We start from the raw sequence: 19854 nt of genomic DNA, 5'->3' as shown, positions 1-19854 counted from the left end.
TTGCCTCCATGGCCCCCGAAACCCCCTCCCCTTCCCCGGTTCGGCGGCGGTGGCGCGCCATGGTCGCGCGGGTGGTGCCGCGCTCGCGCGGGTGGCCGTGGGCCGCGCTCGCGGGCGGTGCGGTGCTGGGCGGTGCGGGGGCGTGGCCGCTGGCCGCGGCGGTGTGGGACACCCTCGGCCTGACCCGTCCGCCCCTGGCGCCGCTGGCGCTGACCGTGGCCGGTGCGGTGCTGGCGGCCGCGGGGACGGCGGGGCTGGCCCGGCGGCGCGCCGCGCCGCTGCCGCTGGCGTGGCTGATCGCCCTGGCCTGGGTGGTGGCCGCCGGGGTGGTGGCGGCGCTGACCGCCGGAGCCTGGCTGCTGCTGGACACGCCCGCCTGGGAGCCGCCCGAGGTGCTGCGCCCGCGTGACCTGGACGCGGTGGCCACCCGCGCTTTCGCCATCGTGGCCGGGCTGGGCGCGGTGGCCCTGCTGGTCATCAACTACCGCCGCCAGCGCACCACCGAAGCCGAGAACGACCGGGCGGAGGTCGCGGCCGCCCGCGAGGAGACCCGGCTGTTCACCGAGCGGTTCGACACCGCCAGCCAGAAGCTGGGCAGCGAGCACGCGGCCGTGCGCCTGGCCGGGGTGCACGCCCTGGCCCATCTCGCCGACGACGCCCCGCACGACAGGGACGAACTGGTGCAGATGGTCATCGACGTGCTGTGCGCCTACCTGCGCATGCCCTACCGGCCCGAACCCGGGCACTGGCCCGGCGTCGCCGCTCCCGAGGAGGGGGCGGCCTCGGATGGGCGCGGCGCCGCCCGTTTCGAGGGCGCCGGTGCCGGGCCCGACGCGGAGGCGGCCGGGCCCGGCGATGACGGCCCCCTCGCCTCCTCGGGCCTGCGCGAGGTCCGCCACACCGTCATCCGCGTCATCGGCGACCGCCTCCGTGCCGACACCCGCTGGCGCGGCAAGGACTACGACTTCACCGGCGTCGTGTTCGACGGCGGCGACCTCCACGGCGCCGTGTTCTCCGGCGGCCGGGTCGTCTTCAACGAGGCCGTCTTCGTGGGCCGCCGGATGACCTTCAACGGCGCGGTGTTCGCGGGCGCCCAGGTCAGCTTCAACGAGGCCCGGTTCCTCGGCCGCCGGCTGTCCTTCCGCGGCGCCGTCTTCTCCGGGGGCCGGGTCACCTTCCACGAGGCCGAGTTCGCGGGCCGCAGGATGGCCTTCACCCGCGCCGCGTTCTGCGGCGGCCGGGTGTCCTTCGACCGCGCGGTGTTCTCCGCCGGCCAGTTGTCCTTCGACGGCGCCCGGTTCTCCGGCGGCCTGGTGACCTTCGAGGACACCCGGTTCTCCGGCGCGGAGGTGACCTTCGACGGCGCCGCGTTCTCCGGAGGCCAGGTGGCCTTCGACACGAGCAGCAGGACGCGTCCCGACGGGCTGCTGCCCGCCGTGGAGGCGGCGGACCCGCCCGGCTCGGTCCTGCTGCCCGCCGCGTGGCGCCCCGACGGCACGGGCACCGCCCCCGCCGCCGGCACCGCCCCGCTCGACTGACGGCTCCCCGGCCGGGCCGGCGGTCACGCGCCGCCCGGGGGCCGGCGCGGCCGAGCAGATCTCCCTCCCGCGCGAACGGGGGTGACGTCCGCACGAGCGCGGTGGCCGGTGTCCGGGAGCGCGCGGGGCGGGCGCCGGGAAGGCCGCCCGCCCCGCCGCGCCCCGCGCGGCGGACGGGAGCCGGGCCGCCCGGCGTGTCAGGCCGGGGCCCACTCGTGCCGGTGGGCGCGGGCGAAGTCCCGGAAGGCGCGCGGCGGGCGGCCGGTCAGCCGGTGGACGGTGTCGGTGACACGGTCCTCCCTGCCCTCGGCGATACCGGAGTCCACCCCGGCCAGGGCCGCGGCGAAGGCCTCCGGCATGCCCGCGTCCACGTTGCGCCGGACCATCTCGGCCACCGGTGCCGGCGTGTGGCGCACCGGCCGTCCGGCGACCTCGGCGATGACGGCCGCCGCCTCGGAGTACCCGAACGCCTCCGGCCCGGTGAGCACGTACTCGCCGGCCACCGGCTCCGGCGCCGACAGCAGTTCCGCCGCGACGGCCGCGATGTCGGCTGCGTCGATCCAGCCCAGCCGCCCCTCGCCGGTCGCCGAGCGGATCTCGCCGCGCTCCCGGATGCCCGCCGCCACCGGGTGCGCACCGGTGAAGTTCTGCATGAACCCCGACGGCCGCAGCACCGCCCACTCCGCGAACGACCGCACGGCCCGGCCCACCTCCGCGGCGCCGGGGACACCGGGCAGTTCCGCCAGCGAGCCGAGCAGCACCACGCGCCGCACCCCGGCCTCCCGCGCTTCCTCCAGGAACGGGCCCACCAGCGGCATGGGGTCCACGGTCAGCGGCGGCGGCACCAGGTAGACGGCCCGCGCCCCGGCGAGCGCCGGGGCGTGCGTGCGCGCGTCCGCCCAGTCCAAGCGCACGCCGCCCGGGCCCGGCCTGCGGGCGGCCGCGCGCACGTCGGCCCCGCGGGCGCGCAGCGCCGCGACAAGGGGGCGGCCGGTGTTGCCGGTGCAGCCGGTGACCAGGACCGTCATGCCTCCAGCCCCTTCCGCAGCGCCGCCAGGCTTCCGGAGGCGCGCGCCGCCTGCACGGGGCTCCAGTAGTCGCGGTACTCGGCGATCAGCCCGTCCCGCACCGTGACCACGGCGATGTAGTCCATCCGGTAGGGCGCGCCCGTGCGCACCGCCCGGCCCTCGGCGCTGAACTCGGCGACGACGGTCGCGGGGTCCTCGGTCCGGTGCACCCGCACCGCCGGGATACCGGTGACGTCGTACACACCGGGGTACCCGGCCAGGTAGGCGCGGACCGCCTCCCGCCCGCTCAGCCGGACGGGCGCCCCTGCCTCGGCGAACGGGAACGCGGCCGTGCCGTCCGGCGCCCACAGCGCGGCGATGCCCTCCATGTCTTTGGCCATCAGCAGCTCCAGCATCCGCCGGAACACCCCTTCGGGCGATCGGTCCATCCCTGCCTCCGTCGTCGGTCGGTTGTCGGTCCGTCGCCCGCCAGGTTCGCGGGGTCCGCCGCGCGGGGGAACCGCCGCGTTGTCCCCGGACCAGCGGTCCGTGGCTCTCCGCCCGCGCCCGTGGCAGGCTGGGGGCGTGGACAAGCGAGAACTCGCCGCGTTCCTGCGCGCCCGCCGCGAGGCCGTGCGCCCGGCCGACGCCGGCCTTCCGCCGCACGCGGGCGGGCGCGCGCGGCGCACGCCGGGGCTGCGGCGCGAGGAGGTCGCCGACCTCGCGGGGATCTCGGTGAGCTACTACGAGCGGCTGGAGCAGGCCCGGGCGCCGCGCCCCTCGCCGCAGGTGATCGACGCGATCGGCCGGGCGCTGCGGCTGTCGGAGGTGGAGCGGGCGCACCTGTCCCGGCTGGCCGGGCACGCGCCGCCCGCGCGGCCGGGTCCGGCGGAGCAGGTGCCGCCGGGGGTGCTCGCCCTGCTGGACCGGCTCGGCCCGGTCGCCGCCTACGTCTGCGACGCCCGCCACGACATCGTGGCGTGGAACGGCCTGGCGGCGGCGCTGGTCACCGACTTCGGCGCGCTGCCCCCGGCCGAGCGCAACGTGCTGCGGCTGGCCATGCGCCCGGACCGCGCGGTGTGCTCGGCGCCCCCGGAGGAGGCGGGCGGGTTCGAGGCGCAGGCGGCCGCCCTGTCGCGTGAGGCGCTGTCCCGCCGCCCGCACGACCGCGCGCTCCGGCGGCTGGTCGACGAGTTCGCCGAGTGGGCGCCGGCGTTCGCCGAGCGGTGGCGGCACCACGACGTCCGGCCGCACGCCACGCTGCGCAAGCGGATCCACCACGGCGAGCTCGGCGTTCTCGACCTCGACTGCCAGACCCTCGCCGTGCCCGGCACCGGCCTGCGCGTGGTGCTGCTCAGCGCCGGGCCCGGCACGCCGGCCCACGACCGGCTCGCCCGCCTCCAGCTCCGCCTCGCCCTGCCGGAGCCGTCCTCGCGCGCGTAGCGGGGGCGGCCCGCGCCGCCGCGCGGGCGCTAGCCGTCGGCGCGGATGCCGCTGGTGAGGGACACCCCCGTCAGCTCCTCGGAGGTCCGCCAGACGCGTTCGGCCTCCTCGACGCGGCGCAGCGGGCGGTACAGCCGCTGCTCGGCGGGGCCGCCGCCGAGGTGGCCGGGGCCGCTGGGCCCGTAGAACCCGCCGGGACGGGCCCGCGGCGAGGTCGCGGCGTAGAGGGCGGGCAGGGCCGCGCTCTCCGGTGTCCCGAGGAGGACGCCGCGTGCCGACAGGAACGCGATGACCTTCCGGCCGGTGGTCTCCTGGGCGCGGTCGAGGTCGGGCCGGGCGGCCAGCAGGTTGGTCGGGGCCACACCCGGGTGGGAGAGGTTGCTGGTGATCCCCCAGCCGCCGGCCCGGCTGCGCCGGTCGAGTTCGAGGCCGAAGAGCCCGAGCGCGATCTTGGACTGGCCGTAGGCGGCTCGGCCGCGGTAGGCGCGCTCCCAGTTCAGGTCGTCCCAGTTGATCTGGCCCCGCAGCGCCGCGATGCTGACCTGCGAGGTCACCCGCGCGCGCCCGGCGCGCAGCAGCGGCAGCAGGTGCCCGACGAGCGCGAAGTGGCCCAGGTGGTTGATGCCGAACTGCAGCTCGAACCCGTCGGCCGTGGTCTGCCGGTTCGGCGGGGTCATCACACCGGCGTTGTTGACCAGGATGTGGACCGGGCGGCCCTCCGACCGCAGGGTCTCGCCCAGCGCCGCCACGGAGGCGAGCGAGGCGAGGTCCAGCTCGCGCAGCGACACGTCAGCGTCGGGCACCTTCCGGCGGATCCGGGCGGCCGCCGCCTCCCCCTTGCACGGGTTGCGCACCGGCAGCACCACCTCGGCCCCCGCGGCGGCCAGCCCGGCGGCCAGGCGCAGGCCGACGCCGTCGCTCGCGCCGGTGACGACCGCGCGCTTCTCGGACAGGTCGGGGACGGTGATGTCGGGACGGGTACGCGGCATGGGTCTGCTCCGGATCCTTCGTCGTCGCCTCCGCCGCCGTGGACGGGCGGTGGCGCGCCAGTGCTTCCGCCTTCGAGCCTGGGGCAGAAGCAGGCCCGTATCCACGGCCCGCCGATCCGTGGATAACGGATGTCGCCCCAGGACGGGAAGCGCCGAAGGGGGGATCGCCGGTCCGTGGCCTGCGGCGCGCGGCGGCGGTAGAAAGGGGGGCGGGCACCGAGGAGGGGCGGAGATGATCGACCGGACCGGACTGGCGGAGTTCCTCCGGCGCCGCAGGGAGTCGCTGCAGCCCGAGGACGTCGGCCTGCCCCGCGGCAGGCGGCGCAGGACCAGCGGGCTGCGGCGCGAGGAGGTCGCCGCCCTGTGCCACATGTCCACCGACTACTACGCCCGGCTCGAACGCCGGCGCGGCCCCCAGCCCTCCGAGCAGATGGCCGCCTCCATCGCGCAGGGCCTGCACCTCTCCCTGGAGGAGCGCGACCACCTGTTCCGCCTGGCCGGGCACCGCCCTCCCCCGCGCGGCGCGGACGGCGAGCACGTCAGCCCGGGCCTGCTGCGGATCCTCGACCGGCTCGCCGACACCCCCGCCGAGATCGTCACCGAACTGGGCGAGACACTGCGCCAGACCCCGCTCGGGGTGGCCCTCACCGGCGACACGACCGGCTACACCGGCCCGGCCCGCAGCATCGGCTACCGCTGGTTCACCGACCCCGCCGCGCGGCGGCTGTACGCGCCCGAGGACCACGCCCACCTGTCCCGGGTGTTCGCCTCGGGCCTGCGCCGGGTCGCCACGCTGCGCGGTCCCGGTTCCCGGGCGGCGCGGTTCGCCGACCTGCTCCTGCCCCTAAGCGAGGAGTTCCGCACCCTGTGGAACGAGCACGAGGTCGGCGTCCGCCCGCGCGAGCTCAAGCGCTTCCTGCACCCCGAGGCCGGCCCGCTGGAGCTGGCCTGCCAGACGCTGGTCGACCCCGAGCAGTCCCACTCGCTGCTGGTGTACACCGCCGTCCCGGGCAGCGAGAGCCACGAGAGGCTGCGCCTGCTGTCCGTGATCGGCGCGCCCGCGACCCGCTGACCGGGCCCCGCGCGGCCGGGGGAGCCGCCGCGGGACCGATTCGGCCGGCGCCTCCCCGGTGCCCGAGCGGGCCGTCGCCCGACCTGCCGGACACGGATGACCGCCCAGGTGGCGGCCGTCAGCGCGCGGAGCCGCCGGGGGCCGGCTCCCCGGCGCGCACGGCCTCGGCGATCCAGGCGTAGGGCAGGGCGGTGGCGTCCGCCTCGGCCTCGGTCCCGTTGATCCGCGCCACCAGCGCCAGGTACCGGCCGTGGGTGTCGCCGTAGACCGGGGCCGAGGAGGCGGCCTCCTCCTCGGCGATCCACCGCATGAGCTCGGGAACCCGGAGGTAGCCGTCGGCCATCCGCTCGCGCACCTCGGGGGTGAGCGGCGTGCCCGCCAGCGCGGTGGCCGCCTCCAGGAACCGCGTTGCGGCGTGCCGCGCCCGGGGCGAGCGCGGGGACTCCCCGGCGCGGTGGGCGGCGAGCAGTTCGGCCATGAGCGGTCCCCCGCTGTCGTGGATGAAGTCCTGGTAGGGCTCGGTGGCCAGTGCCCGGGCCTCCGGCGCGGAGTAGGCGTCGCGCAGGTAGGCGCGGACGGCGTCGCGAAACGCCGGGTCCGCCACCAGGTCGGCCAGTTCGATCCAGGCTTCGAGCTGGTCGGCGGTGGGTTCGGGGGGCAGCACCGGGCGCATTCTCCGCAGCCGGTCCACGAAGCCCTCGGGGACGTCCAGGCCCGCGCCGACGTCGTTCCAGAAGGCGTCGACAGCGTCCTCGCGCTCCTCGTCGGTCATCGAGACGAGCTTGTGCAGCAGATCGGCCTGGGCCGGGGTGGCGCCCTGCCGGATCAGGGTCCGCAGCACCGCCCGCCTGGCCCGCAGCGTGCGCTCCTGGCCCTCCACGATCGCCAGGTGCGCGGTGAGCAGGTCGTGCAGGGTGGTGCCGCCGCCGAGCAGGCGGCGGATCTCGTCGAGGTCGGTGTCCAGCTCTCGCAGGGTGCGCACCAGCTCCAGCCGGGCGATGGCGTCGATGTCGTACATCCGGTGCCCGGCGTCGTTCACGCTCGTGGGCGGGACGACTCCGGCGTCGGCGTAGAACCGGACGGCGCTGACGCTCAGGCCGCTGCGGCGCGCGGCGTCTCCGATGGGGTACAGCTCGGGGTGGCTCATGGCCGACACTGTGCCGCCTCAAGCCGCTTGAGGCGCAAGCCGGTTCACCGCGAAGCCGCCGACCGCCGACGTGCGCTGGCGGTCCGGCATCGCGCCTCCGGCATCGCCGCCGACCGGCCGGGCCGCCCCGGTGAGGGGCACTGGCAGGCCCTTCCACGCCGGTGCCTGCCTGCCTAGCGTGGAACGCGGGGACGCCGGAGCACACCCGCGTCCCCGGACATCCCCAGTGCACACCAAGGAGTGAACCGCATGCGCGGTGTTGTAATGCACGCACCCGGCGACGTCCGGGTCGAGCAGCGTGCGGACCCCCGGATCGAGGCCCCGACCGACGCGGTCATCCGCGTGGTCGCCGCCTGCGTCTGCGGATCGGACCTGTGGCCCTGGCGCGGGATCCAGGAGGTCCACGAGGCGCCCATGGGCCACGAGTACGTCGGTGTCGTGGAGGAGGTCGGCGCCGAGGTGCGCGACATCCGGGTCGGCGACTTCGTGGTCGGCTCCTTCTTCGCCTCCGACAACACCTGCGAGATCTGCCGCGCCGGCTACCAGAGCCGCTGCGTGCACGCCGAGCCGATGGGCGCCATCGGCACCCAGGCCGAGTACGCGCGCGTCCCCTGGGCCGACGGCACGCTGGTGGCCGTGCCCGGGCAGCCGCCGGCCGACCTGATCCCCAGCCTGCTGACCGCCTCCGACGTGCTGGGCACCGGCTGGTTCGGCGCCGTGGCCGCCGAGGCCGGGCCCGGCAAGACCGTCGCGGTGGTCGGCGACGGCGCCGTGGGCCTGCACGCGGTGCTGGCCGCCCGGCAGCTGGGCGCCGAGCGGATCATCGCCGTGAGCCGCCACGAGGCCCGGCAGAAGCTCGCCCTGGACTACGGCGCCACCGACATCGTCACCGAGCGCGGGGACGCGGGCGTGGCGAAGGTCAGGGAGCTGACGGGCGGCCTGGGCGCGCACAGCGTCGTCGAGGCGGTCGGCACCCAGGAGTCGATGATGCAGGCCATCCGCTCCGCCCGCCCCGGCGGGCACGTCGGCTACGTCGGGGTGGCCCACGGGGTCGAGCTGCCCGGCCTGGAGCTGTTCTTCTCCGGGGTGCACCTGCACGGCGGCCCCGCCCCGGTTCGCCGCTTCCTGCCGGAGCTGATCGACCTCATCTGGCGGCGCCGGATCGACCCGGGCAAGGTCTTCGACCTCGAACTGCCGCTGGACCAAGCGGCCGAGGGCTACCGGGCCATGGACGAGCGCCGCGCGACCAAGGTGCTGCTCAGGCCCTGACGGGCGCGCGCCCCGCCGGCCGCGCGAAGCCCCGGGGCGCCCGCCCGGCGCCCCGGGGCCCCGCCCGCCCCGGCCGCCCGGGCCGCCCGGGCCGCGCCTGGGACCAGGGAAATCAAGGAGATATCGTCATGAACATGGACGTGAAAAAGGAGGTCCGCAGCTTCCTGATGACGCGCCGCGCGCGCGTGACCCCGGAGCAGGCGGGCCTCCCGGCCTACGGTGCCCACCGGCGGGTTCCGGGGCTGCGGCGCGAGGAGGTCGCGATGCTCGCCGGCGTGAGCATCGACTACTACACGCGCCTGGAGCGCGGCAACATCGGCGCGCCTCCGGCAGCGTGCTCGACGCGATCGCGCGCGCCCTGCGGCTGGACGACGCCGAGCGCGACCACCTCTTCGACCTCGCCCGCACCGCCCAGGCGAGCGGCGCGCGGTCGGTGCCGACCCGATCGCCCTCCGGCGTCCGGCCCTCGGTCCAGCGGGTGCTGGACTCCATGGAAACCCCGGCGGTCGTGCACAACGCCCGCCAGGACCTGGTCGCCGCCAACGCACTGGGCAGGGAGCTGTACTCACCGCACTTCGACACCCCGCACCGGCCCAACGTCGCGCGGTTCATCTTCCTGGACCCGCGCGCCCGCGACTACTACGCGGACTGGCCGCGCGCCCGCCGCACCACCTCGGCCATGCTGCGCCTGGAGGCCGGCCGCAACCCGCTCGACCAGGACCTGACCGCGCTGATCGGCGAACTGTCCTCGCTGAGCGCCGAGTTCCGCACGGACTGGGCCCGCCACAACGTCCACGAGCACCGCACCGGGGTGAAGTCCTTCCGCCACCCCGACGTGGGGGTCGTCGAGGTCGCCTTCGACGTGTTCGAGATGCCGGGCGAGAACGGCCTGACCATCGTCACCTACAGCGCCGAGCCGGGCACCCCCTCGGCGGACGCCTTCGCCCTGCTGGCCGCGCTCGCCGCCACCCGCGAGGAGCGCCGCCAGGGCCCGTCGGCGCAGGCGCGGGACGCCGCCGGGCGCGGAGCCCCGGGCGGCGGAACGCGCTAGCCGGCGCCCCGCGCTCTCAGGGCGCCGGGGCGGCGGGTGCCGGCCGGCGCCAGGCGCGCCGGGCGAGGTAGCCGAAGGGGACCAGCACCAGGACGTCGACCACGTAGGCAACCCACTCCAGCCGCAGCACCCGGCCCAGCGGGAAGGCCACGGCCGCCAGGCAGATGAGGACCGCGACCCACCACGGGGCCGTCCGCGTCCACCCGAGCAGGACGCCGAACACCAGGCGGGCCAGCGGGAAGGCCGGCCCCGGCAGCCACAGCACGAGGAGGCTCTGCGGCGGGTAGTCGGCGAACCCGGCCAGGGCCACCCGGTCGACCGCGTCCAGGGCCTGCTCGAAGAAGCCCTGGAGGCCGAAGGAGACGCTGCCGAACATCCCGACCAGGAGCAGCAGGAGCCACAGCCCGGCCGCCCGGGGCACCCGTTCGCGCAGCCGCTCGTACTCGCCCACCAGACCGTAGACCCACGGCACCATCGCCAGCGCGATGAGCGTCCCGCCGTTCACGCCGTAGTGCCCGTCGGTCCAGAAGAACGGCGACGCGGCGAAGGTGAGCGGGCCGAGCAGCAAGGCGGCCGCCTGGAGGCGTTGCACGAGCATATCCGCAGGTTAGGAAGCCCCCCGGCGGGCCGCAACCGCACACACCCTCCTCCCCCTCCCGTTTCTCGCCGGCCCCTGGAAGACTCCGCGCCGCTACACGGACGTGTAGTCCGCTACACAAACGTGTAGTCTCGGGGTATGGCAACCGAGCAGCCCGCCCCGGCCGAGGACCTCACCGGCCGCGCCCGCATCCGCGACGCCGCCCTGCGGGTCTTCGCCGAACAGGGTGTCAAGGGCGCCACCGTGCAGCTCATCGCCGCCGCCGCGGGCGTCTCCACGGGCCTGATCCGCCACCACTTCGGCTCCAAGGACGGCCTGCGGCGGGCGTGCGACGAGTACGCCATCGGCACCCTGCTGCACCAGGCCCGCCGGGCCCTGGACGAGGACACCGCGGCGCCCGGGTTCCTCGACTCGATGTACCGCGCGAGCGGCGCCGGCACCCGCTACCTGGCCCGCGCCCTGGTGGAGGGCTCCCCCGCCGCCGCCGAGCTCTTCGACACCGGCGCCGCGCTCGCCGAGCGCTTCCTCAGCGACCACGATCCCGACCGCTTCCCGCCCGGCGCGGCCGCCACCCGCGACGCCGCCGCCGTCATGGGCGCCATGCAGCTGTCCACCCTGGCCCTGCACACCCACATCGGCCGCCGCATGGGCGTGGACCCCCTCGACCCCGCCCACGCGCCGCGCCTGGTCGCCGCCATGGTCGGGGTCTACTCGGCGATGGCCGCGTTCCTCTCCGGCGAGCGGGGCCGGCCGATCTCCGACGCCTCCCCCACCCCCCACGAGGAGCGACCATGACCCCCACCGAGGCCGTCCGCGCCGCCGGACTCACCAAGCGCTTCGGCACCACCACCGCCCTGGACGGCCTGGACCTGACCGTGCGCACCGGCGAGGTCCACGGCCTGCTGGGCCCCAACGGCGCGGGCAAGAGCACCGCCCTGCGCGTCCTGCTCGGCCTGGTCCGGGCCGACGCGGGCGCCGTCCGCCTGCTGGGCGGCGACCCCTGGCACGGTTCCGTCGCCCTCCACCGCCGCCTGGCCTACGTCCCCGGCGACGTCGCCCTGTGGCCGGGGCTGTCCGGCGGCGAGATCCTCGACCTGCTCGGCCGGATGCGGGGCGGCACCGACGAGCGTCGGCGCGCCGAACTCGTGGACCGCTTCGCCCTGGACACCCGGGTCCGGGGGCGGGCCTACTCCAAGGGCAACCGGCAGAAGGTCGCCCTGGTGGCGGCGCTGGCCGCCGACACCGAACTGCTCATCCTGGACGAGCCCACCTCGGGCCTGGACCCGCTGATGGAGGAGGTGTTCCGCCGCACGGTCGCCGAGGAGCGCGAACGGGGCCGCACCGTCCTGCTCTCCAGCCACATCCTCTCCGAGGTGGAGGCGCTGTGCGACCGGGTCTCCATCATCCGCGCCGGGCGCACCGTCGAGACCGGGACCCTCGCCGACCTGCGCCACCTGTCGCGGATCACCGTCACCGCCGTCGTCTCCTCGCCGCCTGACGAGGGCCTGGCCGGCCTGCCCGGGGTCCACGACCTCGCGGCCGAGGGCGACCGGCTGCGGCTGCGGGCCGACCCGGCCGCCCTGCCCGGCGTGTGCGAGCGCCTGGCCGCGCTGGGCGTACGCGACCTGTCCGCCCAGCCGCCCACCCTGGAGGAGCTGTTCCTGCGCCACTACGACACCGCCGCCGGGAGCGCGCGGTGACCGCCGCGGCGGGCGCCGCCCGCCTGGCCCTGGCCGCCCTGCGCCGCGACCGCGTCCTGCTCGCGGTGTGGTGGCTGAGCACGGTCGGGATCGTCCTGGGCGGCACGGCCTCGGCCCGGTCCACCTACCCCACGGCGGCCGCCCGCGCCGACCGGTGGGAGCAACTCCAGCAGGTGCCGGTGTTCGTGCTGTTCCAGAGCCGGGCGTTCGCCGACACCGCCGAGGCGCTCGCCGCCCAGCAGGCGTTCGGCGCCGGGACGATGTGCGCCGCCCTGGGCGGGATCCTGCTGGTGGTCCGCGCCACCCGCTTGGAGGAGAACTCCGGGCGCCGGGAACTCCTCGGCGGGCTGCCCCTGGGCCGGCACGCCGACCTGGCCGCCGCCCTGGCCGTGGCGCTGGGGGCGGGGGCGGCCGTCGCCGCGGCCGTCGCCGCCGGCCTGGTCGCCGCAGGCGCCCCGCCCGCGGGATCGGTGGTCCTGGGTCTGGTCACCGGTTCGGCGGCCTGGGTGGGCGCGGGCCTGACGGCCGTGGCCGTCCAGTTCACCACGCGGACGGGGGTGGCGGTGGGGCTGGCGTTCGGCGCCTTCTACGCCATGCACCTGGTGCGCGGTCTGGGCGCGATGGCGGGCGGGAGCGCGCTGTGGGCCACCTGGGCGGTGCCCAACGGGTGGCTGGAGAACGCGCGCCCCTTCGCGGGCGACCAGTGGTGGGCGCTGCTGCTCGTGCCGGTCTGGACGGCCGCGGTCGCGGCGGCCGCCCTGGCCCTGGCCGGCCGCCGCGACCTGGGCGCCGGACTGCTGCCCCCCGGGAGCGGCCCGGCGCGGGCGCACCGGGCGCTGCGCTCGGCCTTCGCCCTGGCGCTGCGCGCGGAGCGGACCTCCCTGGCGCTGTGGGCGGGGGCCGTGGCGGTGGCCGGACTGGCGATGGGCGGCGTCGGCGCGGGCGCCATGGCCGAGTACGCCACCGCGCCGTGGACGCTGGCGATGGCGGAGGCGCTGAACATCGCCCCCCGGGACGCCTTCTTCGTCTACGTCGTCTTCGCCTTCGTGTTCCCGATCGCGGCGCAGGCCGTGCTGGCGGTGCTGCGCGTGCGCCGGGAGGAGTCCTCGGGAACCGGCGAACTGCTGCTGTCGGGCCCGGTGGGCCGCGTCCGGTGGGCCCTGGCCTACCTGGCGGTGGCGCTCCTGTGCCCCGCGGTGCTGCTCGCGGTCCTGGGCGTGGCGGTCGGCACGGGCCAGGCGCTGGGCGGGGAGGGGGAGGCGGCGGACGTCCTCCGGTTCACCGGGCTCACCCTGTCCCTGGTCCCGGCGGTGTGGGTGGTGGTGGCCGCGGCCTTCCTGGCCTTCGGGGCGCTGCCGCGCCTGTGCGCGGCGGTGGGCTGGGCGGCCCTCGCCGTGGGGGTGCTCGTCGAGATCGCGGTCAAGACCGGCACGGTACCGGAGGCGCTGTTCCTGCTGACCTCGCCCTTCGCCCACGTCAACCCCTACTACCGGACGACGGAGGCCGCTCCCCTGCTGCTGGCCGCCCTGGCCGCGGCGCTCGCCGCGCTGGGGGCGTGGGCGCTGCGGCACCGCGACCTGCCCGCCTGATGAGGCGGCGCGGCGGTCCGAGGGCCCGCGGGCACGGCGCCCGCGGGCCCTCGGCGCGCGGTCAGCGGCGCGGGCGGCGCCGGGGCTTGCGGGGGGCGGCGTCGCGGCGCGGCCGGTCGCGGGGCGCGGGGGCCGGCAGGGCCACCGGGACGCCGGAGGGCTCGCGCGCGCCGGTCACCCGGGCCAGTTCCGCGTCGCCGGGCTCCGCCCGCAGGGTGCGCGGCTCGATCCGGGCGCGGCTCATCAGCCGCGTCATGTCGCCGCGCTGGCCGGGCAGCACGAGCGTCACCACGCTTCCGGACTCCCCGGCCCGGGCGGTGCGCCCGCCCCGGTGCAGGTAGTCCTTGTGGTCGGTGGGCGGGTCGATGTTGACGACCAGGTCCAGGCCGTCGACGTGGATGCCGCGCGCGGCCACGTTGGTGGCGATCAGGGCGGTGACGTCGCCCCGCTTGAACTGCTCCAGCGTGCGGGTCCGCTGCGGCTGGCTCCGGCCGCCGTGCAGCGGTGCGGCGCGGACCCCGTTGGCGAGCAGGTGGTCGGCCATCCGGTCCACCGCGCGCTTGGTGTCCAGGAACATGATGACCCGGCCCTCGCGGGCCGCGATCCGGGTCGCGACGTCCTGCTTGACCACCGGGGACACGTGCACGAGGTGGTGCTCCATGGTCGAGACGGCGCCCTCGGACAGGTCCACCGAGTGGACCACGGGGTCGTTCAGGAAGCGGCGGACCAGCGTGTCGACGTTGCGGTCCAGCGTGGCGGAGAACAGCATGCGCCGGCCGCCGGCGGGGACCTGCTGGAGGATCGCGGTGACCTGCGGCATGAACCCCATGTCGGTCATCTGGTCGGCCTCGTCCAGGACGATCGACTCCACCCGGTCCAGGACGCAGTCGCCGCGCTCGATCAGGTCGCGCAGCCGCCCGGGGGTGGCCACGACCAGGTGGACGCCCTCGCGCAGGGCGCGGGCCTGGCGGCTGATGGGCATGCCGCCCACGACGGTCGTGGCGCGCACCCCCACCGACCGCGCGTAAGGGGTCAGGGACTCGGTGACCTGCTGGGCGAGTTCGCGGGTGGGGGCGAGCACCACGGCCAGGGGGCGGCGGGCCTCGGCGGCGCGGCCGTCGAGGCCGGCGAGCAGGGCCAGCCCGAAGGCCAGGGTCTTGCCCGACCCGGTCCGGCTGCGGCCCAGGACGTCGCGGCCGGCCAGGGAGTTGGGCAGGGTCGCCGCCTGGATCTGCGACGGGGTGGTCAGGCCGTGCCCGGCCAGCGTCCGCTTGAGGGGCGCGGGCATGTCCAGCGCCTCGAAGGAGTCCGCCGGCGGCAGCGCCGGGGTCCTGGTGACCGGGAGCGCGAACTCGCCGGAGGGCGCGCCGTTGGAACGGGGGCGGGCGGGGGTGCGGGGCCGCTGCCGGCCGTGCCCCTGAGCGGGGCCGGCCCGGCGCGTGGCGGAGCGGTATGCGTGACTCATGAAGGCCTTTCGCCGACGGCGTTCGCCGGGCGGGAGGCCGCTGGGCCTCGCAGGGGGAACCGGTACGCCGGAGGAACAACGAGGATTTCCGCTTCCGACGGATGGTTCCGCGGTGCGGTTGGCGCCGGTGCCGGTCGTGGGAACGACGGCTGGTATTTCCGGCGGAAAAAGAAAAGCGGTGGGCCCGGCACCCGGAGGGCGGGCCCTACCGCTGGAGGAGCCTGGGCTGGGTCAGGCCAGGGTGATGTTCTCGGCCTGGGGGCCCTTGGCGCCCGCGACGGCGTCGAACCGCACGGCCTGGCCCTCGGTCAGCTCACGGTAGCCCGTGGCCTGGATGTTGGAGTAGTGGGCGAAGACGTCGGGGCCGCCGCCGTCCTGCGCGATGAAGCCGAAACCCTTGTCAGCGTTGAACCACTTGACCGTACCGGTCGCCATAGGAATGCCTCTCGATTGGGAAACCATGAAGAAAACCGCGCATGACGATTTTCCCGTCACCGCGGTGATCCCCCAAGAGAGAGAATCCATCGGGGTTCACGACTGCAACTTCTTAGACGCTAGCACACGAAAACCCGTCGACCCCGAAAACGCCGTGTGCCGAAGGGCACCGTTTCACCGGGAAGAAATCCGTGCGCGGCGGTTTTCCGGACCCCGGACCGCCGCCCCGCGCGCCCCCGCGCTGAAGGCCCGGCTCGTGCGGGAGTTCAAGCGCGCGTGGGAGGCGGGCGACATCGACGCCCTCGTGCGCCTGCTGGCCGCCGACGCCACCGCGGTCAGCGACGGCGGCGGTCGGGTCCGGTCGGTGCAGCGCCCCGTGGTGGGCGCCGAGCGGATCGTGCGGTCCCTGGTCCTGCTCCAGGACGCCTTCCGCGGCCACACGATCCTGGAGGCCACGGTCAACGGCCAGCCCGGCCTGATCAGCCGGCGCGACGGCGCCACGGTGGCGGTGTACGCGTTCGAGGTCGCGGGCGAGGCCATCACCCGTATCTGGGCGGTGCGCAACCCCGACAAGCTCCGGGCGTGGACGGTGGCGCCGGTCTCAGGCGACGGTCCCGCCGCCTGAGACCGGGCGGCCCCGGCCGCCCCGTCTCAGGCCGGGCGCTGGGCCAGGCGCTCGAAGGCGTCGGCCTCCGCGGCGAGGAAGGCGCGGGTCTTGCGGGTGAACAGGGCGCGGGCGAGCCAGGCGCCGGGGCCGGTCCACCGGATGGACAGGCGGATCTCGGTGCCCGCGCCGTCGGGCACGAGGGCGTGGGAGGCGACGGTGCGCACCCCCGCCGTGCGCGCCTCCCAGGTGAACCCTGCCTCGGGGCGCCAGTCGGTGACCTCGTACACGGCGGGGGCCAGGCCGGGCTGGCGCACCCGGAACCGGCTGCCGACGGCGACGGGGCCCGGGTCGCCCACCCGGGAGACCGCGTCGACGGTCGGCAGCATCCGGGCCCATTCGTCCAGGGCGCTCATGACCCGCCAGACCGACGCGGGGTCGGCGGCGACCCGCCGTGCCACGGTGATCATCGTGCGCCGCCTCCCAGGGGCTCGACAGGAACGACCGGTCCCCGCAATGTACCATTCGGTACATTGACCGCGCGGGGCGGCGGACCGGCGGGGGGCCGCCCGGCGCCCGGCCGAGCCCCGCCCGCACCCGACCCCGAGGTGAGCCGCACCGTGAGCGACGCCCGCGAGGACCTGCTGGACCGGGTCGTCGCCTGGCTGGCCGAGCACGGCGCCGGCGACACCAGCATGCGCACCCTCGCGGCGGGCCTGGGCACCAGCCACCGGATGCTGCACTACCACTTCGGCTCGCGGGAGGCCCTGCTCGGCACGGTGGTCGAGCGGGTCGAGCGCCGCGAGCGCGACGCCCTCGCCGCGCTCCGCGCCTCGACCGCCGACCCCTTCGAGGCCGGGATGGCGTTCTGGGCCCGCCTCGCCGACACCGCCCAGGTCTTCGCGCCGCTGTACTTCGAGCTGGCCGGGCACGCCATGCTCAGCCGCCCCTACGCCCGCTCCTGGCGCCGCTGGCTGGCCGAGGGGTGGTCGGCGGCGCTGGCGCGGCTGTTCCTCGACGCGGGCGCCGCACCCGACCGCGCCGAGGCCCTGGCCCGGCTCTCCCTCGCCCAGGCGCGGGGCCTCCTGTTCGAACTGGCCCTGACCGGGGACCGTCCGGCCGCCGACGCCGCCATGCGGCGGTTCGCCACGATGCTGCGCGCCGAGGCGGCGGCGGCCGCGGGCGGGGCGGGTCAGCGGGGGATCCGGTAGCGGATGTGGGTGGCCTCGGGGGTGTCGACCACGCGGACGACCTCCAGTTCCACGCGCGCGGGCAGCACGTCGAACAGCCGCCGCCCGCCCCCGAAGAGCACCGGGACCAGGTGGATCTGCACCTCGTCCAGCACCCCCTCCTCGATCGCGCGGCGCCCCGTGTAGGCGCCGATCACGTGCACCCGGCGGTCGCCGGCGGCGGCCTTCGCCCGCGCCATGGCGTCGGCGATCCCACCGGACACGTAGGTGACCAGCGGATAGCCGGCCACGGACGGTCCGGGCGGCCGGTGGCTGGGCACGAAGATCGGCACCCCCTGGCCGTGGTGGTCGCCGCCCCAGTGGTCCACCTGCTCAGCGGTGCGCCGCCCCACCAGGATGGCCCCGGCCGCCGCGACCTCGGCCATCAGCTCCCCGCCGGGCCCCGAGGTGCGGACCTCCCCCTCGGGGGTGAAGGCCCACGCGTGCAGCGGGGCGAACCCGTCACCTCCGGGGTTGCCCGGGCCGTCGTTGGGTCCCGCGATGTACCCGTCCAGCGACATCGACATGTCCAGTACCGCTACCGCCATGGCGGCCTCCCGCGTCGAGTCCGGCTCTGCCTTTCCTGGGGGTGACCCCGCCGGGCGGCGTTTCTCATCGGTCCCCGGCGCCCCGTCGGGGCCGGGCGGCCTCGGCACCGGCCGCGGGCGGGCGGCCGAAGTGGCGGGCCCCCGGTGCCAGCGCGGCGGCGGGCGGCGCACCGGTGGTCGGCACGGGCACCGCCCTCTCCACTGGGAGTGAAGCGGTCCTCATGACAATGTGTTTTGCGGTGAAACGCGCAACTCGGTGCGCCCCGGTGAGCGCCGCTGGACGGCGAAGGGGTCCGGCCGAGAGCAGGCTGGGCCGGCGGTCCGGCGCGGGCGCCGGCGGCGGTTAGGGCGCGCCGGTCGCGAAGTCCTCGTCGTCGGGGTCGCAGGGCACCAGCGCGCCGGCCGGTCGGGTCAGGTCCTCGGTGGCGTCGGCGGCCTCGGCGGGGACGCCCGTGACGACAGTGGACCGCGCACCGCCGGTGCCCAGGTCCGTGGCGGTGACGGTGACGACTCCGTTGGGGTCGATGTCGATGGCGGCCTCGATCCGCGGCACGCCGCGCGGCGCCGGCGGCAGATTGGTGAGGTCGAAGCCGCCGAGCCTCCGGTTGTGCCGCGCGGTCTCGCGCTCGCCCTCATAGACCTGGATCCGTGCGAGGGGCTGGTCGTCGTCGGCCGTGGTGAAGATCTCCGACCGCTTGGTCGGGATGGTGGTGTTCCTCTGGATGAGCTTGGTGAACACCCCGCCCTTGGTCTCGATCCCCAGCGACAGCGGGGTGACGTCCAGCGGCAGGAGGTCCTTGACCTCGCCCTTGAGGACACCGGCCTGGAGCGCGGCGCCGACCGGCACCAGCGCGTCGGGGTCGGCGCCCCGGTAGGGCTCCCTGCCGCCGGTCAGCTCCCTGACCAGGTCGACCACCGCGGGCATGCGGGTGGCGCCGCCCACGAGCACCGCGCGGTCGACGTCCTCGGGGGCGCGCTCCGCGTCGGCGAGCACCCGGTGCACGGCGGTCCGGGTGCGCTCGAGGAGCCCGGCGGTCAGGCGCTGGAACTCCGCGCGGGTCAGCGTCGCGTCCAGGTGCAGCGGGCCCTCCGCCGATGCCGCGATGTGGGGCAGGCTGATGGCGGACTCGCTGGAGCTGGACAGCTCGATCCTGGCCTTCTCGGCCGCCTCGCGCAGCCGCTCCAGCGCCGTGCGGTCCGCTGCGAGGTCCGCACCGGTCCGCGCCCGGAAGCGCTGAACCAGCCAGTCGACGACGGCCTGGTCCCAGTCGTCGCCGCCGAGGTGGTTGTCGCCGTTGGTGGCCTTGACCTCGACCACGCCGTCGCCGACCTCCACCAGGGAGGCGCTGAAGGCGCCGCCACCGAGGTCGTAGACGAGGATGGTGGCCTCGTCCTCCTTCTCCAGGTGGTAGGCCAGCGCCGCGGAGGTGGGCTCGTTGATGATGCGCAGGACGTTGAGGCCCGCGATCGTGCCGGCCTCCTTGGTGGCCTGGCGCTGGTACGCGCCGAAGCAGGCGGGGACGGTGATGACCGCGTCGGTGACCTCCTCGCCCAGGTAGGCCTCGGCGTCGCGCTTGAGCTTGCGCAGGACGAACGCGCTGATCTGCTGCGGGTTGAACGTCTTGCCGTCGATCTCGGCCGTCCAGTCGGTGCCGATGTGGCGCTTGACCGAGCGGATGGTCCGGTCGACGTTGGTGACCGCCTGCCGCTTGGCGGCCGCCCCGACGAGCACCTCGCCGTTCGTCGTCTTCATCGCCCACGGCTGGCAGAAGCTCACCGAGATGGGCCTGGCCGGGACCGCCGCGGGATTCGGCCAGATGGGCGTCCCGCTGCCCACCGTCAGCGCCTGGTTCGCGACGTTCGTCGAACTCGTGGGCGGCGCCGCACTGGTGCTCGGGCTCGCCACCCCCGTGGTCGGAGTGCTCCTGGCGCTCAACATGCTCGGCGCCTTCGTGTTCGTCCACGCCGGCAACGGGCTGTTCGTCACCGAGAACGGCTTCGAACTCGTTTTCGCCCTGGGCGCCGCGGCCCTCGTGCTCGCCGCCGTCGGCGCCGGGCGCGTCAGCCTCGACCACCTGATCGCCCCGCGCCTGCCCCGCCGCTCGGGCCGCCCGACGGCCGGCGCCGCGGCCTGACCCGGCCGGCGCCACCGCCCGCGGCCCGCGCCGGC

20 protein-coding genes and 1 pseudogene are annotated in these 19854 nt (G+C 76.2%); 11 read left to right on the top strand and 10 right to left on the bottom strand.

Annotated features, from left to right (window positions below; all coding sequences use genetic code 11):
• Positions 1–8 precede the first annotated feature (8 nt).
• Positions 9–1538 (top strand): pentapeptide repeat-containing protein, encoded by a 1530-nt coding sequence (locus tag HNR12_RS27160; RefSeq protein WP_246425181.1) that lies wholly within the window; start codon positions 9–11, stop codon positions 1536–1538.
• 197 nt (positions 1539–1735) lie between these two features.
• On the opposite strand, the gene HNR12_RS27155 is transcribed toward HNR12_RS27160, so the two are convergent.
• Both HNR12_RS27155 and HNR12_RS27150 read right to left on the bottom strand, forming a co-directional pair.
• Positions 1736–2566 carry an NmrA family NAD(P)-binding protein gene (locus tag HNR12_RS27155; RefSeq protein WP_179770213.1) on the bottom strand — a complete coding sequence of 277 codons (831 nt, stop codon included), beginning with the start codon at positions 2564–2566 and terminating at the stop codon, positions 1736–1738.
• On the bottom strand, positions 2563–2994 hold the full coding sequence (locus HNR12_RS27150) for a nuclear transport factor 2 family protein (protein ID WP_179770212.1): 432 nt from the start codon (positions 2992–2994) through the stop codon (positions 2563–2565). Before HNR12_RS27150 ends, HNR12_RS27155 begins: the two co-directional genes overlap by 4 nt.
• A 136-nt stretch (positions 2995–3130) precedes the next feature.
• On the opposite strand from HNR12_RS27150, the gene HNR12_RS27145 reads away from it, so the two are divergent.
• The gene (locus tag HNR12_RS27145; RefSeq protein ID WP_179770211.1) at positions 3131–3988 is read left to right on the top strand and encodes a helix-turn-helix transcriptional regulator; all 858 of its coding nucleotides are present in this window, start codon (positions 3131–3133) and stop codon (positions 3986–3988) included.
• 29 nt (positions 3989–4017) lie between these two features.
• On the opposite strand, the gene HNR12_RS27140 is transcribed toward HNR12_RS27145, so the two are convergent.
• Positions 4018–4977, bottom strand: a complete 960-nt coding sequence (locus HNR12_RS27140) for an SDR family oxidoreductase (RefSeq protein ID WP_179770210.1) — start codon at positions 4975–4977, stop codon at positions 4018–4020.
• A gap of 232 nt (positions 4978–5209) precedes the next feature.
• On the opposite strand from HNR12_RS27140, the gene HNR12_RS27135 reads away from it, so the two are divergent.
• The gene (locus HNR12_RS27135) at positions 5210–6049 is read left to right on the top strand and encodes a helix-turn-helix transcriptional regulator (protein WP_179770209.1); all 840 of its coding nucleotides are present in this window, start codon (positions 5210–5212) and stop codon (positions 6047–6049) included.
• A 118-nt stretch (positions 6050–6167) separates the two neighbouring features.
• Here HNR12_RS27135 and HNR12_RS27130 read toward each other — a convergent pair whose 3' ends face one another.
• Positions 6168–7196, bottom strand: coding sequence for a MerR family transcriptional regulator (locus HNR12_RS27130; protein ID WP_179770208.1), 1029 nt, complete (start codon positions 7194–7196; stop codon positions 6168–6170).
• Between the two features lie 249 nt (positions 7197–7445).
• Here HNR12_RS27130 and HNR12_RS27125 point away from each other — a divergent pair, with 249 nt between their 5' ends.
• Together HNR12_RS27125 and HNR12_RS27120 are read left to right on the top strand one after the other, a co-directional pair.
• Positions 7446–8465, top strand: coding sequence for a zinc-dependent alcohol dehydrogenase family protein (locus HNR12_RS27125; protein ID WP_179770207.1), 1020 nt, complete (start codon positions 7446–7448; stop codon positions 8463–8465).
• Between the two features lie 334 nt (positions 8466–8799).
• Positions 8800–9516, top strand: a complete 717-nt coding sequence (locus HNR12_RS27120) for an MmyB family transcriptional regulator (RefSeq protein ID WP_338119832.1) — start codon at positions 8800–8802, stop codon at positions 9514–9516.
• A gap of 16 nt (positions 9517–9532) precedes the next feature.
• Here HNR12_RS27120 and HNR12_RS27115 read toward each other — a convergent pair whose 3' ends face one another.
• Complete coding sequence (locus tag HNR12_RS27115; RefSeq protein WP_179770206.1) at positions 9533–10114, bottom strand: hypothetical protein; 582 nt, start codon at positions 10112–10114, stop codon at positions 9533–9535.
• A 138-nt stretch (positions 10115–10252) separates the two neighbouring features.
• Between HNR12_RS27115 and HNR12_RS27110 the strand changes: the two genes are divergently transcribed.
• From HNR12_RS27110 to HNR12_RS27100, 3 genes are read left to right on the top strand one after another with little or no spacing between them, the layout of a single operon-like run.
• Positions 10253–10909, top strand: coding sequence for a TetR/AcrR family transcriptional regulator (locus HNR12_RS27110; protein ID WP_179770205.1), 657 nt, complete (start codon positions 10253–10255; stop codon positions 10907–10909).
• On the top strand, positions 10906–11814 hold the full coding sequence (locus HNR12_RS27105; RefSeq protein WP_179770204.1) for an ABC transporter ATP-binding protein: 909 nt from the start codon (positions 10906–10908) through the stop codon (positions 11812–11814). The genes HNR12_RS27110 and HNR12_RS27105 overlap by 4 nt, the downstream gene beginning before the upstream one ends.
• Positions 11811–13403 (top strand): antibiotic ABC transporter, encoded by a 1593-nt coding sequence (locus HNR12_RS27100; RefSeq protein ID WP_179770203.1) that lies wholly within the window; start codon positions 11811–11813, stop codon positions 13401–13403. Before HNR12_RS27105 ends, HNR12_RS27100 begins: the two co-directional genes overlap by 4 nt.
• 61 nt (positions 13404–13464) lie before the next feature.
• On the opposite strand, the gene HNR12_RS27095 is transcribed toward HNR12_RS27100, so the two are convergent.
• On the bottom strand, positions 13465–14868 hold the full coding sequence (locus HNR12_RS27095) for a DEAD/DEAH box helicase (protein WP_179770202.1): 1404 nt from the start codon (positions 14866–14868) through the stop codon (positions 13465–13467).
• Positions 14869–15099: 231 nt separating this feature from the next.
• The gene (locus HNR12_RS27090; protein ID WP_179770201.1) at positions 15100–15303 is read right to left on the bottom strand and encodes a cold-shock protein; all 204 of its coding nucleotides are present in this window, start codon (positions 15301–15303) and stop codon (positions 15100–15102) included.
• A gap of 256 nt (positions 15304–15559) precedes the next feature.
• On the opposite strand from HNR12_RS27090, the gene HNR12_RS27085 reads away from it, so the two are divergent.
• A complete protein-coding gene (locus HNR12_RS27085) occupies positions 15560–15928 on the top strand; it encodes a hypothetical protein (RefSeq protein ID WP_179770200.1) in 369 nt (122 codons plus the stop codon).
• Positions 15929–15954: 26 nt separating this feature from the next.
• On the opposite strand, the gene HNR12_RS27080 is transcribed toward HNR12_RS27085, so the two are convergent.
• Positions 15955–16377: an SRPBCC family protein gene (locus HNR12_RS27080; protein WP_179770199.1), complete on the bottom strand. Its 423-nt coding sequence runs from the start codon at positions 16375–16377 to the stop codon at positions 15955–15957.
• Positions 16378–16527: 150 nt separating this feature from the next.
• On the opposite strand from HNR12_RS27080, the gene HNR12_RS27075 reads away from it, so the two are divergent.
• Positions 16528–17118 carry a TetR/AcrR family transcriptional regulator gene (locus HNR12_RS27075; RefSeq protein ID WP_179770198.1) on the top strand — a complete coding sequence of 197 codons (591 nt, stop codon included), beginning with the start codon at positions 16528–16530 and terminating at the stop codon, positions 17116–17118.
• Here HNR12_RS27075 and HNR12_RS27070 read toward each other — a convergent pair.
• The gene (locus tag HNR12_RS27070) at positions 17100–17684 is read right to left on the bottom strand and encodes a dihydrofolate reductase family protein (RefSeq protein ID WP_179770197.1); all 585 of its coding nucleotides are present in this window, start codon (positions 17682–17684) and stop codon (positions 17100–17102) included. The genes HNR12_RS27075 and HNR12_RS27070 overlap by 19 nt on opposite strands.
• A gap of 400 nt (positions 17685–18084) precedes the next feature.
• Positions 18085–19527 (bottom strand): annotated as a pseudogene (locus tag HNR12_RS27065) (Hsp70 family protein); the annotation flags it as partial.
• Between HNR12_RS27065 and HNR12_RS27060 the strand changes: the two are divergent.
• Positions 19436–19819, top strand: coding sequence for a DoxX family protein (locus HNR12_RS27060; RefSeq protein WP_394353929.1), 384 nt, complete (start codon positions 19436–19438; stop codon positions 19817–19819). The pseudogene HNR12_RS27065 and the gene HNR12_RS27060 overlap by 92 nt on opposite strands.
• Positions 19820–19854: the final 35 nt, after the last annotated feature.

Source organism: Streptomonospora nanhaiensis (genome assembly GCF_013410565.1).
In the GTDB taxonomy this organism is placed as follows: domain Bacteria; phylum Actinomycetota; class Actinomycetes; order Streptosporangiales; family Streptosporangiaceae; genus Streptomonospora; species Streptomonospora nanhaiensis.
The sequence above is the reverse complement of the archived record's forward strand: the minus strand, read 5'-3'. Positions and strand labels throughout refer to the sequence as shown.

Bases quoted from the DNA above. Each gene is read 5' to 3' on its own strand.
- HNR12_RS27160 (WP_246425181.1), top strand. From the start codon at position 9: ATGGCCCCCGAAACCCCCTCCCCTTCCCCGGTTCGGCGGCGGTGGCGC.
- HNR12_RS27155 (WP_179770213.1), bottom strand. From the start codon at position 2,566: ATGACGGTCCTGGTCACCGGCTGCACCGGCAACACCGGCCGCCCCCTT.
- HNR12_RS27150 (WP_179770212.1), bottom strand. From the start codon at position 2,994: ATGGACCGATCGCCCGAAGGGGTGTTCCGGCGGATGCTGGAGCTGCTG.
- HNR12_RS27140 (WP_179770210.1), bottom strand. From the start codon at position 4,977: ATGCCGCGTACCCGTCCCGACATCACCGTCCCCGACCTGTCCGAGAAG.
- HNR12_RS27135 (WP_179770209.1), top strand. From the start codon at position 5,210: ATGATCGACCGGACCGGACTGGCGGAGTTCCTCCGGCGCCGCAGGGAG.
- HNR12_RS27130 (WP_179770208.1), bottom strand. From the start codon at position 7,196: ATGAGCCACCCCGAGCTGTACCCCATCGGAGACGCCGCGCGCCGCAGC.
- HNR12_RS27125 (WP_179770207.1), top strand. From the start codon at position 7,446: ATGCGCGGTGTTGTAATGCACGCACCCGGCGACGTCCGGGTCGAGCAG.
- HNR12_RS27115 (WP_179770206.1), bottom strand. From the start codon at position 10,114: ATGCTCGTGCAACGCCTCCAGGCGGCCGCCTTGCTGCTCGGCCCGCTC.
- HNR12_RS27110 (WP_179770205.1), top strand. From the start codon at position 10,253: ATGGCAACCGAGCAGCCCGCCCCGGCCGAGGACCTCACCGGCCGCGCC.
- HNR12_RS27105 (WP_179770204.1), top strand. From the start codon at position 10,906: ATGACCCCCACCGAGGCCGTCCGCGCCGCCGGACTCACCAAGCGCTTC.
- HNR12_RS27095 (WP_179770202.1), bottom strand. From the start codon at position 14,868: ATGAGTCACGCATACCGCTCCGCCACGCGCCGGGCCGGCCCCGCTCAG.
- HNR12_RS27090 (WP_179770201.1), bottom strand. From the start codon at position 15,303: ATGGCGACCGGTACGGTCAAGTGGTTCAACGCTGACAAGGGTTTCGGC.
- HNR12_RS27080 (WP_179770199.1), bottom strand. From the start codon at position 16,377: ATGATCACCGTGGCACGGCGGGTCGCCGCCGACCCCGCGTCGGTCTGG.
- HNR12_RS27070 (WP_179770197.1), bottom strand. From the start codon at position 17,684: ATGGCGGTAGCGGTACTGGACATGTCGATGTCGCTGGACGGGTACATC.